Source organism: Amycolatopsis sp. cmx-4-61, assembly GCF_046548775.1.
Taxonomy (GTDB): Bacteria; Actinomycetota; Actinomycetes; order Mycobacteriales; family Pseudonocardiaceae; genus Amycolatopsis.
In genome coordinates this window covers 247,556-262,584 of the sequence record NZ_JAEBEI010000001.1, presented here as the reverse complement: position 1 = coordinate 262,584, position 15,029 = coordinate 247,556, and the positions used below count along the sequence as shown (strand labels likewise).

17 protein-coding genes are annotated in these 15,029 nt (G+C 71.9%); 9 read left to right on the top strand and 8 right to left on the bottom strand.

Translation table 11 applies throughout. The annotated features are described in order from the left end of the window. The first annotated feature begins 110 nt into the window (after positions 1-110). Together ACLJOU_RS01355 and ACLJOU_RS01350 are read left to right on the top strand one after the other, a co-directional pair. Positions 111-443 carry a hypothetical protein gene (locus ACLJOU_RS01355; RefSeq protein WP_410562211.1) on the top strand — a complete coding sequence of 111 codons (333 nt, stop codon included), beginning with the start codon at positions 111-113 and terminating at the stop codon, positions 441-443. Positions 444-481: 38 nt separating this feature from the next. Continuing rightward, entirely contained in the window at positions 482-949 is a 468-nt protein-coding gene (locus ACLJOU_RS01350) for a hypothetical protein (RefSeq protein ID WP_410562209.1), read from the top strand. On the opposite strand, the gene ACLJOU_RS01345 is transcribed toward ACLJOU_RS01350, so the two are convergent. Both ACLJOU_RS01345 and ACLJOU_RS01340 read right to left on the bottom strand, forming a co-directional pair. Next, positions 946-2,583, bottom strand: a complete 1,638-nt coding sequence (locus ACLJOU_RS01345; RefSeq protein ID WP_410562207.1) for an ABC transporter permease — start codon at positions 2,581-2,583, stop codon at positions 946-948. The genes ACLJOU_RS01350 and ACLJOU_RS01345 overlap by 4 nt on opposite strands. After that, a complete protein-coding gene (locus ACLJOU_RS01340; RefSeq protein ID WP_410562204.1) occupies positions 2,580-3,476 on the bottom strand; it encodes an ATP-binding cassette domain-containing protein in 897 nt (298 codons plus the stop codon). Before ACLJOU_RS01340 ends, ACLJOU_RS01345 begins: the two co-directional genes overlap by 4 nt. A 93-nt stretch (positions 3,477-3,569) precedes the next feature. On the opposite strand from ACLJOU_RS01340, the gene ACLJOU_RS01335 reads away from it, so the two are divergent. Then, complete coding sequence (locus ACLJOU_RS01335) at positions 3,570-4,058, top strand: GbsR/MarR family transcriptional regulator (RefSeq protein WP_410562202.1); 489 nt, start codon at positions 3,570-3,572, stop codon at positions 4,056-4,058. On the opposite strand, the gene ACLJOU_RS01330 is transcribed toward ACLJOU_RS01335, so the two are convergent. After that, complete coding sequence (locus tag ACLJOU_RS01330) at positions 4,055-4,618, bottom strand: TetR/AcrR family transcriptional regulator (protein ID WP_410562199.1); 564 nt, start codon at positions 4,616-4,618, stop codon at positions 4,055-4,057. The two genes, ACLJOU_RS01335 and ACLJOU_RS01330, sit on opposite strands and share 4 nt — an antisense overlap. 84 nt (positions 4,619-4,702) lie before the next feature. Between ACLJOU_RS01330 and ACLJOU_RS01325 the strand changes: the two genes are divergently transcribed. The 4 genes from ACLJOU_RS01325 (at position 4,703) to ACLJOU_RS01310 (ending at position 7,520) form a co-directional block, all read left to right on the top strand. Beyond that, complete coding sequence (locus tag ACLJOU_RS01325; protein ID WP_410562197.1) at positions 4,703-5,311, top strand: NAD(P)-dependent oxidoreductase; 609 nt, start codon at positions 4,703-4,705, stop codon at positions 5,309-5,311. Positions 5,312-5,320: 9 nt separating this feature from the next. Continuing rightward, on the top strand, positions 5,321-5,986 hold the full coding sequence (locus ACLJOU_RS01320) for an SGNH/GDSL hydrolase family protein (RefSeq protein ID WP_410562195.1): 666 nt from the start codon (positions 5,321-5,323) through the stop codon (positions 5,984-5,986). A 458-nt stretch (positions 5,987-6,444) separates the two neighbouring features. Beyond that, a complete protein-coding gene (locus tag ACLJOU_RS01315) occupies positions 6,445-7,050 on the top strand; it encodes an RNA polymerase sigma factor (RefSeq protein ID WP_043788522.1) in 606 nt (201 codons plus the stop codon). After that, a complete protein-coding gene (locus ACLJOU_RS01310) occupies positions 7,047-7,520 on the top strand; it encodes a carboxypeptidase regulatory-like domain-containing protein (protein ID WP_410562193.1) in 474 nt (157 codons plus the stop codon). The genes ACLJOU_RS01315 and ACLJOU_RS01310 overlap by 4 nt, the downstream gene beginning before the upstream one ends. Before the next feature lie 362 nt (positions 7,521-7,882). Here the strand turns inward: ACLJOU_RS01310 and ACLJOU_RS01305 are convergent, their stop codons facing one another. Together ACLJOU_RS01305 and ACLJOU_RS01300 are read right to left on the bottom strand one after the other, a co-directional pair. Then, entirely contained in the window at positions 7,883-8,632 is a 750-nt protein-coding gene (locus tag ACLJOU_RS01305) for a polysaccharide deacetylase family protein (protein WP_410564652.1), read from the bottom strand. A gap of 114 nt (positions 8,633-8,746) precedes the next feature. Continuing rightward, positions 8,747-9,196, bottom strand: coding sequence for an SRPBCC family protein (locus tag ACLJOU_RS01300; RefSeq protein ID WP_410562190.1), 450 nt, complete (start codon positions 9,194-9,196; stop codon positions 8,747-8,749). A 68-nt stretch (positions 9,197-9,264) separates the two neighbouring features. Between ACLJOU_RS01300 and ACLJOU_RS01295 the strand changes: the two genes are divergently transcribed. Together ACLJOU_RS01295 and ACLJOU_RS01290 are read left to right on the top strand one after the other, a co-directional pair. Continuing rightward, on the top strand, positions 9,265-11,232 hold the full coding sequence (locus tag ACLJOU_RS01295) for an FUSC family protein (RefSeq protein WP_410562188.1): 1,968 nt from the start codon (positions 9,265-9,267) through the stop codon (positions 11,230-11,232). Between the two features lie 23 nt (positions 11,233-11,255). Continuing rightward, positions 11,256-11,453: an antitoxin gene (locus ACLJOU_RS01290; protein ID WP_043788515.1), complete on the top strand. Its 198-nt coding sequence runs from the start codon at positions 11,256-11,258 to the stop codon at positions 11,451-11,453. Here ACLJOU_RS01290 and ACLJOU_RS01285 read toward each other — a convergent pair whose 3' ends face one another. Genes ACLJOU_RS01285 through ACLJOU_RS01275 form a run of 3 tightly spaced genes read right to left on the bottom strand, consistent with a single transcriptional unit; the run spans position 11,454 to position 15,012 of the window. Continuing rightward, a complete protein-coding gene (locus ACLJOU_RS01285) occupies positions 11,454-12,407 on the bottom strand; it encodes a prephenate dehydrogenase (protein ID WP_410564650.1) in 954 nt (317 codons plus the stop codon). It abuts the gene before it with no gap. 50 nt (positions 12,408-12,457) lie between these two features. Further along, complete coding sequence (locus ACLJOU_RS01280; protein ID WP_410562187.1) at positions 12,458-14,470, bottom strand: FAD-dependent oxidoreductase; 2,013 nt, start codon at positions 14,468-14,470, stop codon at positions 12,458-12,460. Beyond that, the gene (locus tag ACLJOU_RS01275) at positions 14,467-15,012 is read right to left on the bottom strand and encodes a PadR family transcriptional regulator (protein ID WP_410562184.1); all 546 of its coding nucleotides are present in this window, start codon (positions 15,010-15,012) and stop codon (positions 14,467-14,469) included. The genes ACLJOU_RS01280 and ACLJOU_RS01275 overlap by 4 nt, the downstream gene beginning before the upstream one ends. Positions 15,013-15,029 lie beyond the last annotated feature (17 nt).

The window sequence follows — 15,029 nt, the reverse complement described above, 5'->3', positions numbered from 1 at the left end:
ACGCAAGAAAGTTGAGTCATACAGACTCTATCTGCTCATCGGGTAACAAGACGTAAGATCAACGCGAGTCAGTCCTCGTACCTGCGCTGCGCGTGGCGAGGGGGTGCCCGATGAGTGGCCGACCTACCTGGGGCTCCGCCGCGGTCACCGGACTCGCGGGGTTCGCCGCCGGCTTGCTCCTGGCCGCGATGCTCGTCGCCGGGCGGACTCCGCCGCGCCCCGCCGAAACCCCCGAGCCGCCGCCGACCCGGACCGTGTCCGCGGTGCCCGTGACCGTCACCGAATCCGTGCCGCCGGGCACCGTCACCTCGGTCGACACTCCGCCGCCGACGACCACCACCAGCGTCGTCGCGGTCACCGTGCCGTCGACGACCTCGGTCACCCCGGTCACGCCGACCCCGACCTCGATCCCGTTGCCACTGACTTCGATCTGGCGCGACTGACGGTGCAACCCGGCGGCCGCCGGTCCCGTCCGGGCGGTATGCACCGCGTACTGGGGTTCGCGATCCTCGCCACCGTGACGGCCGGCTGTACCGGGCCGGAGGTCGCCTGCCCGGCGATCGGGTTCGCGGTCGGCATCGGCCTGTCCATCCAGTCACCGCAGGGCATCTCGCGGGCGACGCTCGAAGCCTGCTGGCGCGGCCAGTGCGTCACGCGCGACGTCGGCCTGTACCCGGAGACGTCGGCGGGTGCGACGACCTGCACGGGCACCGGCCCGGACAGCTCGTGCGGCACGTCGATGGTCCCGACCGGCGGGCTGCACGGCTTCGCGGACCTCCCGGGCCTGCCCGCCGAGCCGGTCCGGGTCACCGTCCGGTTCGACGACGGGAAACCGCACAGCGTCGAGGTGACGCCGTCCTTCACCGAGCCGAACGGCCCCGCGTGCGGCAAGGCGGGCCCGCAGGCGCAGCTCGTGGCCGGACCGGGCCACGAGCTGCGGGTGCGTTAGCCGACGTCCCGGCGCTGCCAGCCGGCCAGGCCGGCCACCAGGGCGACGACGGCGACGGCCAGCAGCCAGGCCAGCGGCGTCGCGGTGAACTCCTGACCCGGGAGCTTCGGCGGGTGCTGGAACGGCGAGACGTCCAGTACCGCCTGCGGCAGGTCGAGGACCGGGCCGAACAGGCTCAGCAGGAGCGCCAGCGCCCCGATCGCCCACGCCGCGGCCGAAAAGCCCGGTACCAGCCCGAAGATCGCCACCGCCAGCGCGACCACCACCCAGGCCGCGGGCAGCTGGACCAGCATCCCGGCGAGTGTGTCCGCGAGCGAGCCGCCGACGTCGCCGGTGCGCAGCCCGTTGGCCAGGCCCATGAACACCCCGCCGGACAGCAGCAGCGCCGCCGTGCCGAAGAAGGCGAACACCAGGTGGCTGCCCGCCCAGCGCAGCCTGCCCACGCTGGTGGCGAGCACCGGCTCGAGCCGGATCGCGGTCTCCTCGCCGCGCATCCGCAGCACCGCCTGGACGCCGTACAGCGACGCGACCATGGCGAACATCCCGGCCATCGCGGCGAGGAACGCCTGCGTCAGCGCGTGGCTCCCGCCCAGCCGCTCGAAGATCTGCTGGGCCTGCGGGCTCGACCCGACGAGGTCGCCGATCCCGCTGGCGATCGAGCCGAACACCGCGCCGACCACCGCCGTGCCGATCGTCCAGCCGAGGAGCGGGCCGCGGTGCAGCCGCCACGCCAGCGCGAGCGGCGACCGCAGGCTCGCCGCGGCCCGCGCCGGGCCCGGCCGCGGCGGCAGGATGCCGACGCCGACGTCCCGGCGGGGCAGCAGCCAGTACCCGACGGCGCCGGTGACCAGCGTGAAGACCGCCGGCAGGAGGAGCACCCACCAGCGTTCCCCGGCGAACGCGCGCACCTGCTGCATCCAGCCGATCGGCGACAGCCAGGACAGCCATCGGGCGTCCACAGTGGAGTCCCCGGCGCCGCGGAGCAGGAACGCGGCCCCGACCACGGCGGTCCCGATGCCGTTGGCCGTCCGGGAGTACTCGGCCAGCTGGACGGCCACCGCCGCGACGGCGGTGAAGACCAGTCCGGTCAGCGCTTCCGCCGCGCCGAAGGCGAGCGAACCGGCCGCGGGCAGGCCCGCGCCGACCAGCGTGACCGCCTGGACCAGCCCGGTCAGCACGCTCGCGCCGCCGGCGACCAGCAGCGCCGCCGTCAGCGCCGCGTACCGGCCGACCACCGCGGACGCGAGCAGCTCCGCGCGGCCGGTGTCCTCCTCGGCGCGGGTGTGCCGGGTGACGGCGAAGACGACCATCAGCCCGGTGAGCAGCGCCAGGAACCCGCACATGCGCCAGGCGATGAACCCGCCGGCCGTGGTGAGGTCGAACGGCGGGCCGTAGAGCAGCGCGTACGAGGGGTTGGCGTTCGCGCCCGCTTGCAGGGCGAGCCGGTCGGCGACGGTCGGGTAGAACTGCGTGAACGTGTTGACGGTGCTCGCCGGGACGACGCTGAGCAGCACGATCCAGATCGGCAGGATCACCCGGTCGCGGCGGAGCGCGAGCCGGGTGAGGTGCCAGGTGCCGGCCAGTTCGTGCGCGGGCGCCACGGCGGCTTCGGCGCGCGAGAGCGTCGCGGTCATTTCGCGCTCGCTTCGGTCGTGTAGTGGCGCAGGAACAGCTCCTCCAGCGTCGGCGGCTGGCTGACCAGGCTGCGGACGCCGACCTCGGTGAGCCGGCGCAGGGCTTCGTCGAGCGAGCGCGTCTCGACGTCGAACCGGACGCGGTGGCCCTCGACCTTCAGGTCGTGGACGTTGGCCAGGTTCGCCAGGCCGTTCGGCGGCCCGGCGAGTTCGGCGGTGATCGACGTCCGGGTCAGGTGGCGCAGCTCGGCGAGCGTGCCGGACTCGACCGTGCGGCCGTTCCGGATGATGCTGACCTTGTCGCAGAGCGCCTCGACCTCGGCGAGGATGTGGCTGGAGAGCAGCACGGTCCGGCCCTGCTCGCGTTCCTCCTGGATGGCGTACTGGAACGTCGCCTCCATCAGCGGATCGAGCCCGGACGTCGGCTCGTCGAGGATCAGCAGGTCGACGCGGGAGGCGAGGGCCGCGATGATGGCGACCTTCTGCCGGTTGCCCTTCGAGTACGTCCGCCCCTTCTTCTTCGGGTCGAGGTCGAACCGCTCGATCAGGTCGGCGCGGCGCTGCTCGTCCAGGCCACCGCGCAGCCGCCCGAGCAGGTCGATCACCTCGCCACCGGAGAGGTTGGGCCAGAGGTTGACGTCACCGGGCACGTAGGCGAGGCGGCGGTGCAGGGTCGCGGCGTCCTTCCAGGGGTCGCCGCCGAGCAGCCGGACGTCCCCCGAATCCGCGTGGAGCAGGCCGAGCAGGACCCGGACGGTGGTCGACTTCCCGGCGCCGTTCGGGCCCAGGAAACCGTGCACCTCCCCAGCGGGTACCTGCAGGTCCAGGCCGTCGAGGGCCTTGGTCCGGCCGAACGACTTGTGCAGGCCGGTGACCGAAATGGCGTTTTCCATGGTTCGGAAGCTACACTCGGTTCACGAAGTTGTGAAGTTAAGAAAATGTCTAGATCAAGTGATCGCCGGGGACGGGTACGGGAGGATGGACCGATGACGACGCCTGACACTAAGCGGGATGAAGACGCCGTCCGCCGGTACGTCGAGAACCTCGGGCTCGTGCTTTCGCAGATCGGCATGCAGCGCATGCCCGCGCGGGTGTTCGCCGCGCTGATGACCACCGACGAGGGCCGCCTGACCGCGGCGGACCTGGCCGCGCAGCTGTCGGTCAGCCCGGCGGCCGTGTCCGGTGCGGTGCGCTACCTCGAGCAGATCGGCCTGGTGACCAAGGAGCGCGAGCCCGGCGAGCGCCGCGACCACTACCGCCTCTACGACGATCTCTGGTACGCCACCTTCATGAAGCGCGACCGCATGATCATGATGTGGCGTGACGCGGCCGAGAACGGCATCGAAGCCCTCGGCGAAGACACCCCGTCGGGCAAGCGCCTCGCCGAGATGCGGGACTTCCTGTCGTTCATGCTCCAAGAGGTGAACAGCATGTACGAGCGCTGGCACAAGCTCCGCGAGGCGAAGAACGCCTAGAGGCCGGCGAGCAGGACGTCCGCGAGCCGCTCGGCGCGATCGGCCGGCTCCCGTTCCTCGAACGTGGCCAGGAACGCCTGCTGGAAACACGCGCCGAGGAGCAGGGACGCGGCCGCTTCGACGTCGGTGTCCTCTTTGAGCCGGCCCAGCGCCCGCTCGGCGCGCAGGTAGTCCGCAACCCCCTTTAGCGGCAGGTGGGGACCGTGCCCGCGCAGCCGCTCCCGGTGGGAGCGCAGCAGTTCCCGCGACGAGAACATCGAGACGGCGATCGGGAAGCTGTCGACGTAGAACGCCAGGCCGAGCCGGGCCACCTGGACGAGATTGTCCCGCAGCGGCGCCCGGCCGGGGTCCGCGGTCAGTTCGGCCAGGGTGGCACCCAGCGCGGGCAGTTCCTCGGCCAGCACGCTGCGGAACAGGTCGGTCTTGTCGCGGAAGTGCTTGTAGAGCATTGCTTCCGAGTACCCCGCCGTCTGCGCGATGACCTTGGTGGTCGCGTGGGCGTAGCCCTGTTCGCGCATCACCTTCGCGGCCGCGGCGATGATCTCTTCGCGGCTTCCCATGGCGGCTCCCTGAGTGCGTTCTCAGCTCGGTTAGTGAACACTCACCCTACCTGGTGAGTGTTCACTAACCACGAAGGAGACACCATGCGGATCACCGTGCTGGGAGCCACCGGCGGCGTCGGTGGCGAGGTCGTCAAGCAGGCCCTCGGCCGGGGCTGGCACGTCACCGCCGTCGTGCGCGACCCGGCCAAGCTGCGGTCGCCGGCCGAGGTCGTGGTCGCCGGGTTCACCGACCACGACAAGCTCGCGGCCGCGGTCGAGGGCCGCGACGCGGTCATTTCGGCGGTCGGCTCCCGCGACCGCGGGCCGACCACGGTCTGCGTCGACGGCGCCCGTGCGGCGATCGACGCCGGGGCGAAGCGCCTGCTCGTCGTCAGCGTGAGCGGCATGCACACCGAGGGGGACGGCTTCTTCACCCGGACGCTCGTCAAGCCGCTGCTCAACACCTTCCTCAAGCACGGCTGGGCGGACATGCTCGCCATGGAGGCGGTGGTCGCGGCCAGCGACGTGGACTGGACGATCGTCCGGCCGCCGATGCTGCTGAACGGGCCGCGCACGGGCAAGGTCGCGAGCCGGCTCGACGGCAACGTCCGCACGTTCACCATCCGGCGCGCCGACGTCGCCGCGTACCTGCTCGACGCCGTGGCGGATCCCACGCTGATCGGGGCCAAGGTCTCGATCGCCCACGGCTAACGTCGAGCCATGGTCCTCCTCGCTCAAGCTCTGTACGTCAAACGCAAGACCCCGCGGCTCCCGGGTGCGGCGGGACCGACGGAGGGACTGCTCCCGGGTGACGGCGACCCGTTCCGGCTCGCCGTGCTCGGCGAATCCACAGTGGACGGCGTCGGTGCGGCGGACCACGGGGAATCGCTCACCGGCTGTCTCGCCCGGGAACTGGCCCGCGACGGCCGGGCGGTCCGCTGGCAGGCGGTCGGCCGGACCGGCGCCAACGCCCGGGTGGCCCGCACCGAACTCGTTCCGCTGCTCCGCCCCGCCGACCTGGTCGTGATCGCGCTCGGCGTCAACGACACGATCGAGCTCCGCACGGGTCCGGCGTACCGCCGTGACCTCCTTCGGCTGGTGCTCGACGTGCGCCGTCGGCTGGGCCCGGTCGACGTCCTCCTGGCCGGGGTGCCGCCGATGTCCCGCTTCCCGGCCCTGCCGCGCCCCCTGCGTGACGTCCTTTCGGCTCGCTCGACCGCTCTGGACAACGCGGCCGCGTCGCTCGGCCGCCTTCCCGGCGTCCGGCACCTTCCGATGGACCCGGCGCTGCTCGACCCGGCCGCCTTCGCGAGCGACCGGTTCCACCCGGGGCCCGCCGGCTACGCCCGCTGGGCGGGGACGCTGGCACAGGCCGTGCTCGGTTAGCCGCGCTGCGTCGATCTCCGAATTTTTTCGCCGGTTCGTGTATCTGGCGGTGCCCCCACTGCGTCCTGTGGAGCAGCCAAGCACGGAGGAACACGACAGGGGGTGTCGGGTTCGGAGTGAACGCGGTGGCCGGGAGCCGAGGGGGCTGCCGGACACCGTCGGCCGGGTGCCCTTCGGGGGAGGGGACATCCGGCGGGGTCCGTTGGGGAGCGGGCCCTTGAGGGAGGGGAGTACCGGCCGGTGGGGGACCACCCGCCCGCGCCGGCCGGTACCTCGACGATTCGCCAGACGATTCGCCAGACGATTCGCCAGACGATTCGCCACTGTCCGGTAGTGCACGACCGACGAAGTAAGTGACCTTGATGCATCCGAGATCCACCTGCACGCTCCTTCCCCCCGAAGGACCCGCGATACTGCCAATGCCGACTCGAAGACTCTTCCGAAGAGGGGCAGATACGGTGACCGACGTGCAAACCACAGAGGTAGATCCGCCTTGGGAGGGCCTGACCGGCGCCGAGCTGCACGCTGCGTGCATGCAGGCCGCCAGAGACGGTGACCGCCGGGCGATGGCCCGCCTCGTCGAAGAACTGACCCCGCTCGTCTGGCACGTCGCCCGCGCCAACGGGCTGGACCGCTCGGTCGCCGAAGACGTCGTCCAGACCGTTTGGCTCGCGCTCTTCAGCCAGCTCGGCAAGCTCCGCGACCCGAAGGCCCTCGCCGCCTGGCTGATCACGACCACCCGCCGCGAGGCCACCCACCCGTTCGGCCGTCGCATGCAGCCGGTGCCGCTGAGCGACGAGGTCGCCGAGGCCATGCCGAGCACCCAGCCGGCACCCGAAGACGAAGCCGTCCGCGCCGACCGCGACCGCCGGGTCTGGCGCGCCTTCGTCCGGCTGCCCCACCGCTGTCAGGAACTGCTCCGGCTGACCGTGCTCGCGGGCCGCGCGGAGTACCAGCTCGTCGCCGAGGCGCTGCGCATGCCGCGCGGCAGTGTCGGCCCGACCAGGGGGCGCTGCCTCGACCAGATGCGCGATCTCCTCGCCAGTGAAGGGGGAAGCCGATGAACGACCTCGGAGCGCCGGGCGAGGCCTATTCCGATGACCTGATCCTGGCCGGCGTCGGCCGCTTCCTCGACGAACTGGACCCGCCACCGGGTGATCTGGTGCAGCGGGTCCAGTTCGCGCTCGCCCTCGAAGACCTCGACGTCGAGGTCGCCCGCTGGGAGCGGCTGGACAACCTCGCCGGGGTCCGCGGCGGCGGCACGGGCACGATCACGTTCACCGTCAGCGACCTGACGGTGATGATCAACCTGACCAAGATGGGCAAGCTCCACCGCATCGACGGCTGGCTGGTCCCGGCCGGCCAGTACGGCGTCGAGGTGCGGGTCGCCGAACACGGCACATCGTCGACGACGGCCGACGAAGGCGGCCGCTTCGTGCTGGACAACGTGCCGCGCGGGACGACGCAGATCCTCGTGCACCTGGGGGACGTGTCATGCCGCCGGACCATCGTGACGCCGACGGTCGTGCTTTAACCGACGAAGTCGGCCAGGGGGACGGGCGTGAGCCCGTCCTTCTTGGCCTGCTCGAGATGTGAGCTTGCGGAAGCCGCTCCGGCCGGATGGCCTTCGCGGCTCGCCGGGGTCTTCGCCGCGCGGAAGACGGGTCGCGGTTGTGGGCGGCCGAGTCGATCGGTGGCCTGCCGCCGCGGCCTCCTCCCGGTCAGTCGTCCCTGGCGGACGGGGTAAGCCCGCCCGCATCGGCCTGCTCGGGAAAGTGCCCTCCGGAAGCCCTCGCGGCTCGCCGGGTCATCGCCGCGCAGAAGACGGTGGCGGCCGAGCCGATCGGTGGCCCGCAGCCGCGGCCCCATCCGCCGACCGGCCAAGACGGTTGTGCTTTAACCGAGGAAGTCGGCCAGGGGGACGGGCGTGAGCCCGTCCTTCTTGGCCCGCTCCACGAACGCCGTGTAGTCCTCGGTGAACGTCTTGCGGAAGTGCATCAGCACGATGTCGCCCCGCTTGAGCTTGTCGCCGGACTGGAACTGGACGACCCCGTCGTTGACCGCGGCCGTCCACAGCACCGAGGCGCGCATGCCGCACGCCGCTGCCGCCTTCAGCGTGTTCTGGTCGTAGTTGCCGAACGGCGGGCGGAACAGCGACGGGCGGACGCCCAGCCCGCGTTGGAAGTCGTCGGCGTCGTCGCAGATCTCCTTGCGCTGGAACTCGTACGGCTTGCCCTTGAGGTTCGGGTGGTCGACCGTGTGGTCGCCGAGCGTGGCGCCGGTGGCGTCCAGGATCTGCTTGAAGTAGGCCTCGTGCCCCTTGACGTACTTCTGGTTCAGGAACAGCACCGGGTGCGTCGGGTTCTGCTGCATCAGCTTCAGCGCGCCCGGGTCCGGCACGGCGCCGTCGTCCATGGTGAGGAAGACGTACGGCTTGTCGGTGGTGATCCGGCGGATCAGCGGGACCTGGCCGTTCTCGATCGGCGGCACCTTCTGCTGGACCGTGCCGAAGGGGTACGGCGCCGACGTCTTCACGTCGGGGTTCGCGCCCTGGGGCGCCGGGTTCGGCTGGCTCGTGCCGGGCTCACGCTGGTCCGTGTCGGGGCCCGAACACGCGGTCAAGGTCAATGCCGCCGCGGCGATCACGGCTGTCAAGCGCTTCCTCACGCTTTCCCCCTTTCGTGTACTACCTGAAAGGGTGACGCGGCAGGGGGCGGAAACGTTGCGCGGGGCGATCTTGTGTGGCTCGGGCCACCCAGGTCAGCGCCCGGTTTCGGCCGCCTTGACCAGCTTCGCCGAGAACAGCCGGATCACGGTCCGGAGGGTGGCGGCCAGCAGGGGCCCGCTGCCGCGCACCGGTTCGGTGAACGAGCCGGTCCACCGCAGGTGTGTGCCGCCGCCGGGAGCCGGGGTGAAGAGCACTTCGGCGCGGTAGTCGCCGATCGGCTTGCCGCCGGCGAAGCCGTAGACGTGCTTGCGGCCGGGCTCGTACTCGAGGGTCTCCTCGCGGATCAGCACCGGCCACAGGCCGACCTCGCGGACCGCGCCGACGCCGTCGGGCTCTTCGGTGCCCCGCCGCGCCCAGCGGGCCTGCACGATGAGTGGCTTTCCCCACTCCGCCCAGCGCGGGCCGTCCGCTTCGAGCGCGAACAGCGCCTCCGGCGGGGCGGTGCTCGTGCGGTTGACCTCGTACGAGTACTTGCGGCCCACCGGAACCTCCCACGTTGTTGACAGACGGATAATTAATCGTCTCCGGCAGCGTAGGTCAAGATGAGGGCGTGAGCACGCCGCGCCCCGACCTCGCCGCACCGCACTGGCTGGTCCAGCTGCTGCGCAGCTCGCCGGTCCCGGTGCCGTGGAACATGGTCGCGCGGGCCGTGCTCGCGCTGGCCGTGCCGCTCGCGGTCGCGTACGCGGCGGGGGACATCGCCGTCGGCGCGCTCGTCTCGACCGGCGCGCTGCCCGCCGTGCTGTCCGAATCGGCCGGGCCCTACCGCTACCGCGCCCGGCGGCTCGGCGGAGCGACGCTCGCCGCGACCGCCGGCTACCTCGCCGGGCTGCTCACCGGCGGCACGCCGGCCCTGTCGGTGCCCGCGGTGGTCCTGGTCGCCGCGGTGTCCGCGGTGATCAGCGCGGCCGGCAGCAACGCCTCCGTCGCCGGGCTGCAGATGTTCGTGTTCTGCGTGCTCGCCACCGGGCAGCACGCGACCGGCGTCCGCGTCGAGGTGCTCTTCGGCTGCTTCTGCCTCGGGGCCGCGTGGAGCTACCTGGTCGCCCTCCTCACCTGGACGGTCCGGGCGACCAGCCCCGAGCGCACCGCCGTCGCGCACGTCTACGTCGAGCTGGCCGCGATGCTGTCCGCGACCGACGAAGCCGTTTCGCGGGTGGCCCGCCACCGGCTGACCACGGCGATGAACACCGCCTACGACCAGCTGCTGACCGCGCGGTCCTGGCTGTCCGGACGCGATGCCGCCTACCGGCAGCTGCTCAACCTGCTCTCGGCCACGACGCCCGCCGTCGAGGCGTCGGTGGCGATGGTCAACGCCGGCCGCCGCCCGGCCGCGGAGGTCATCGACCACTTCGTCGCGCTGTCGGCGGCCGTGCTGGCCGGCCAGCCGCTGCCGCCCCCGCCACCACCGCCGCCCGGCGACCCCGACCCGGTGCTCGCCGCGCTCTACGCGGGACTGGTCCGGATCGGCAAGGGCGACGACCGCAAGCGCCGTCAGCCGACGCCGTGGCACCGGCGCTTGCGGGGGTGGGCGGGCTCGCTCGCGTCCGGCCCGCTGACGTGGATCGCCGCCCTGCGGCTGACGTTGTGCGTCGCGATCGCCGAGGTCGTCGGCCTGCTCGTGCCGCTCGAGCGGTCGTACTGGATCACCTTGACCGTCGGGATCGTGCTCAAACCCGACTTCGGGTCCGTCTTCGGCCGCGCGGTGCTGCGCGGGATCGGCACGGTCATCGGCGTCGGGATCGGCGCCGCCGTGCTCGGCCTCGGCGCGAACGGCTGGGTGCTGGTGGTGCTCAGCGCGGTCTTCGCCGGCGGCATCGCGGTGGGGAAGGTGCGCAACTACGGCATCCAAAGCGCCTTCGTGACGCCGTTGATCATCCTGCAGATGGGGCTGGCGCACACCGGCAACTGGAGCGTGGTGCTCGCGCGGCTGGTCGACACCGTGCTGGGCTGCGTGATCGTGCTCGTCTTCGGCTACCTGCTGTGGCCGGGCAGCCGGCGGCCGCGGGTGGGCGGCCGGCTGGCCGACAGCCTGGACACGGTCGCGAAGTACGTCTCGCACGCGCTGGTCGAGGCGTCGTCGGGGGAGGCGCGGCTGACCCGGTCACGGGCGCGGCGCGGGGCCTACCGGGCCCTGGCCGACCTGCGGACCGCGTTCCAGCAGGCCGTGGTCGAGCCCTCGGCGCACGGCCGCCAGGCGGTGGCGTGGTGGCCGGTGATCGCCGCGCAGGAGCGCGTCGCGGACGCCGTCACCGAGGTCGGCGTGACGATCGGGCGAGGCGTGCCGCCGCCGGACCCGGCCGACGTCGAGCTGCTCACGGACGCGCTGGCGGAACTCGCCTCGGCCGTGCGGGAGCAGCGGGAGCCGCGGTCGATGCCGCTGCCGGACGCGCCGCAGCTGTCCGGGGTGGTCGACCAGCTGGAGTCGGCGTTCGACGCCGTCCGCGGCCCCGACCTGGCCGAACGCGCGCCCCTGGGGCTCGTCCGGCGGTTCCTGCCCTACCACCGGCGCACGTGACGCGCGTGCTGTTCAATGCACCCATGGGAATCGACTTCGAAGCGTTGAAGGGCAAGGCCGAAGAGGCCCTGCGCGAGCACAACGACAAGATCGAGGAAGGCCTCGACAAGGCCGCCGACTTCGCGAAGTCGAAGTTCGCCGGACACGACAGCCAGATCGACACCGGCGTCGAGAAGGCGAAGGACTTCCTCAACAAGTTCGACGACACGCCCGATCGGTGACTACTGGACCTCGCCGGTCGCGATCCCGTCGGACAGCCCGGTGATCCGGCCCCCGCGCTCGCCGAGCGCGATCAGGCCCTGCCGGGCGTCCGGCGCGGACAGGCTGATCCGGACCCCGGCCCGTTCGACGTCGAGACTGGCGGCAAGCGCTTGCGCGCCTTCGTATCCCGCGTTGATCGTGGCCGCGAGCCCGCCGGTCGACGCCAGTGAGCCGCGCGCGGCGCCGAGCCGGCCGAGAGCTTCGTCGACGATCGGCAGCAGCGCGTCCCGGTTGCCTTCGGTCATCGCCCGGACCAGCTGGGGGTTCGACCCGGCGACCCGCGTGCCGTCGCGGTAGGACCCGGCGGCCAGCGACATCGCCAGCGGGCCGCCCTCGGCGCCGATGGTGGCCAGGATCGCCGCCAGCAGGTGCGGCAGGTGCGAAATCCGGGCGACGGCCTCGTCGTGCGACTCCGCCGGCAGCGGGACGACGTGCGCCCCGACGTCCAGCACGAGCTTCGCCACTTCGGCCCAGGCTTCGAGGTCGGTGTCCTCCTCGACGGCGACCACCCACGCGGCGCCCTGGAACAGCGCGGCGTCCCCGGCCAGCCAGCCCGAGTTCGACGTCCCGGCCATCGGGTGCCCGCCGACGTACCGCGTGTACGGCACCCGGCGGCGGACCGCGTCCAGTACCGGCGCTTTCACGCTGGTCACGTCGGTGAGCAGGCAGTGCGACGCGTGCTGGTTGACCAGGCGCAGCAGGTCCTCGACCGCCGGCAGCGGCACGGCGAGCACGACCATCGCGTCCTGGGCCGAGGCCCGGTGCAGGGCCGCTTCGACGTCGGTCGTGACGTCGTAACCCGCTCTGCTGGCCGCGTCGGCGTCCACTTCGGATACCGCGGCACCCCACGTCGTGCGGCCGCTGGCGGCCGCCGCGCGCAGCAGCGACCCGCCGATCAGCCCGAGCCCGATCACGCATACGTCTCGCACGGGGCCCATCCTGCCAGTGCCGGACGCCTAGCGGGCTATAGCGCGGCCGCGAGCCGCGTCCCCTGGTCGATCGCGCGTTTCGCGTCGAGTTCCGCGGCCACGTCGGCCCCGCCGATCAGGTGCACGGGCAGGCCTTTCGCCCGCAGGTCGCCGGCGAGCTCCCGCACCGGTTCCTGACCGGCGCAGACGACGACCGTGTCGACTTCGAGAAGCCGCGGTGTGCCGTCGACGGTGATGTGCAGGCCGTCGTCGTCGATCCGCTCGTACGTGACGCCGGGAAGCTGCTCGACACCCTTGGCCTTGAGCGCGGCCCGGTGCACCCAGCCGGACGTCTTCCCGAGCCCGGCCCCGATCCCGGACTTCTTGCGCTGCAGGAGGTACACCTGCCGCGGCGACGGCGCGGGCCGCGGCGTGCCGAGCCCGCCCGCCGCCTGTTCCGGGTCCGTGACACCCCATTCGGCCAGCCACGCGTCGAGGTTGAAGGCCGGCGAGCCCGCGTGCGTGAGGAACTCGCTGACGTCGACGCCGATGCCGCCCGCGCCGATCACCGCGACCCGCGTGCCGACCGGCTTGCCGTGCTTGACGACGTCGACGTAGGAGAGCACCTTCGGGTGGTCGATCCCGGGCAGCGACGGCACCCGCGGCGCGACCCCGGTGGCCAGCACAACCTCGTCGAAGCCGGTCAGGTCGGCCGCCGTCACGCGCTTTCCGAGGTGCAGTTTCACCCCGGTCACTTCGAGCCGCCGCTGGTAGTAGCGGATGGTTTCGGCGAACTCCTCCTCGCCGGGGATCTTGCGCGCGATGCCGAACTGGCCGCCGATTTCGTCGTCGGCTTCGAAGAGCTCGACGCTGTGCCCGCGTTCGGCGAGCGCGGTCGCGGCCGACAGCCCGGCGGGCCCGGCACCGACGACCGCGACGTGCTTGGACCGCCGCGTCGGCGAAAGCGTCAGCGTGGTTTCGTGGCCGGCGCGCGGATTCACCATGCAGGACACGAGCTTGCGCTGGAAGGCGTGGTCCAGACAGGCCTGGTTGCACGCGATGCAGGTGTTGATCTCGTCCTCGCGGCCGCTCTCGGCCTTGCGGATCCACTCGGGGTCGGCGAGGAACGGCCGGGCCATCGACACGAGATCGGCGTCGCCGCTGCTCAAGGCCTCCTCGGCGACCTGCGGCATGTTGATCCGGTTCGAGGTGACGACCGGGATGCCCACGTGCGGCCTGAGCTTCCCGGTCACCCAGGTGAAGGCGGCGCGCGGCACCGACGTCACGATCGTCGGCACCCGGGCTTCGTGCCAGCCGATGCCGGTGTTGATGATCGTGGCGCCGGCGGCCTCGACCTCTTGGGCGAGCGCGACGACGTCCTCCCAGCGCTGGCCGCCCGGGACGAGGTCGAGCAGGGAAAGCCGGTAGACGATGATGAAGTCGTCGCCGGTCTTTTCCCTGGTGCGCTTGACGATCTCGACGGCGAACCGGCGGCGCTTCTCCGGTGTGCCGCCCCAGGCGTCGGTGCGCTTGTTGGTGCGCTCGGCGAGGAACTGGTTGATCAGGTAGCCCTCGGAGCCCATGATCTCGACGCCGTCGTAGCCCGCCTCGCGCGCGAGCGCGGCGCAGTTCGCGAAGGCGTCGATCTGCTTGCGGACGCCGTAGCCGGTCAGCGCGCGCGGCCGGAACGGGTTGATCGGCGCCTTGATGCTCGACGCCGACACGCTCAGCGGGTGGTAGGCGTACCGGCCCGCGTGCAGGATCTGCAGCGCGATCTTGCCCCCGGCTTCGTGCACCGGCGCGGTGAGCTGCCGGTGCTGTCGCGCTTCCGCGGACGTCGTCAGCTTCGACGCGAGCGGCAGCAGCCAGCCGGTGCGGTTCGGCGCGAACCCGCCGGTGACGATGAGCCCGACGCCGCCGCGAGCGCGTTCGGCGTAGTACTCGGCCAGCTCGGGGAAGTGTGACGCCTTGTCTTCCAGGCCGGTGTGCATCGACCCCATCAGGACGCGGTTGCGCAGCGTCGTGAAGCCGAGGTCCAACGGCGACAGCAGGTGCGGGTACGGGCTCATCGGGCGTCCTTGGGGTGGTGGAGGGCGGCCAGCACTTCGTCGAACCACTCGACCTGGCCTTCTTCGACGCGGATGCCGCCGCGCAGGACCAGGTACTGGTGCAGGTCCTGGCCGGTCAGCGCGGCGGGTGAGGCGAAGTCGCGCTTCTCGATCCGGCGGTAGACGTCGAGGCGTTCGGCGTGCCGCGCGCGGTGCCGGACGATCTCCTCCGCGACCTTCACCGGATCACCGAAGGTCGCGCCGCGAATCTTCACGGCCAGCTCCACCGGTCCGGCGGAGGGATCCGGTTCGGCGAGCCAGCGCACCAGCTCCGCGCGTCCGGCGTCGCTGACGGTGTAGACCTTCTTGTCCGGCCGCCCCGACTGCGCGACGACGTCGACGGCGACCCAGCCGGCCTCTTCCATCCGCTTCAGCACGCGGTAGATCTGCTGGTGGGTGGCGCTCCAGAAGAGCCCGATCGACTTCTCGAACCGGCGCGTGAGCTCGTAGCCCGAGCCGGCGCGCTCGGACAGCGAGACGAGGATCGCGTGCTCCAGTGCCATGGTGCGAGGGTGCTATG

What these genes read in the sequence shown, in the direction of transcription:
- ACLJOU_RS01280 (WP_410562187.1), bottom strand. Translation starts at nt 14,470, where the DNA reads ATGAGCCCGTACCCGCACCTGCTGTCGCCGTTGGACCTCGGCTTCACG.
- ACLJOU_RS01290 (WP_043788515.1), top strand. Translation starts at nt 11,256, where the DNA reads ATGGGAATCGACTTCGAAGCGTTGAAGGGCAAGGCCGAAGAGGCCCTG.
- ACLJOU_RS01340 (WP_410562204.1), bottom strand. Translation starts at nt 3,476, where the DNA reads ATGGAAAACGCCATTTCGGTCACCGGCCTGCACAAGTCGTTCGGCCGG.
- ACLJOU_RS01325 (WP_410562197.1), top strand. Translation starts at nt 4,703, where the DNA reads ATGCGGATCACCGTGCTGGGAGCCACCGGCGGCGTCGGTGGCGAGGTC.
- ACLJOU_RS01350 (WP_410562209.1), top strand. Translation starts at nt 482, where the DNA reads ATGCACCGCGTACTGGGGTTCGCGATCCTCGCCACCGTGACGGCCGGC.
- ACLJOU_RS01345 (WP_410562207.1), bottom strand. Translation starts at nt 2,583, where the DNA reads ATGACCGCGACGCTCTCGCGCGCCGAAGCCGCCGTGGCGCCCGCGCAC.
- ACLJOU_RS01330 (WP_410562199.1), bottom strand. Translation starts at nt 4,618, where the DNA reads ATGGGAAGCCGCGAAGAGATCATCGCCGCGGCCGCGAAGGTGATGCGC.
- ACLJOU_RS01310 (WP_410562193.1), top strand. Translation starts at nt 7,047, where the DNA reads ATGAACGACCTCGGAGCGCCGGGCGAGGCCTATTCCGATGACCTGATC.
- ACLJOU_RS01320 (WP_410562195.1), top strand. Translation starts at nt 5,321, where the DNA reads ATGGTCCTCCTCGCTCAAGCTCTGTACGTCAAACGCAAGACCCCGCGG.
- ACLJOU_RS01275 (WP_410562184.1), bottom strand. Translation starts at nt 15,012, where the DNA reads ATGGCACTGGAGCACGCGATCCTCGTCTCGCTGTCCGAGCGCGCCGGC.
- ACLJOU_RS01335 (WP_410562202.1), top strand. Translation starts at nt 3,570, where the DNA reads ATGACGACGCCTGACACTAAGCGGGATGAAGACGCCGTCCGCCGGTAC.
- ACLJOU_RS01355 (WP_410562211.1), top strand. Translation starts at nt 111, where the DNA reads ATGAGTGGCCGACCTACCTGGGGCTCCGCCGCGGTCACCGGACTCGCG.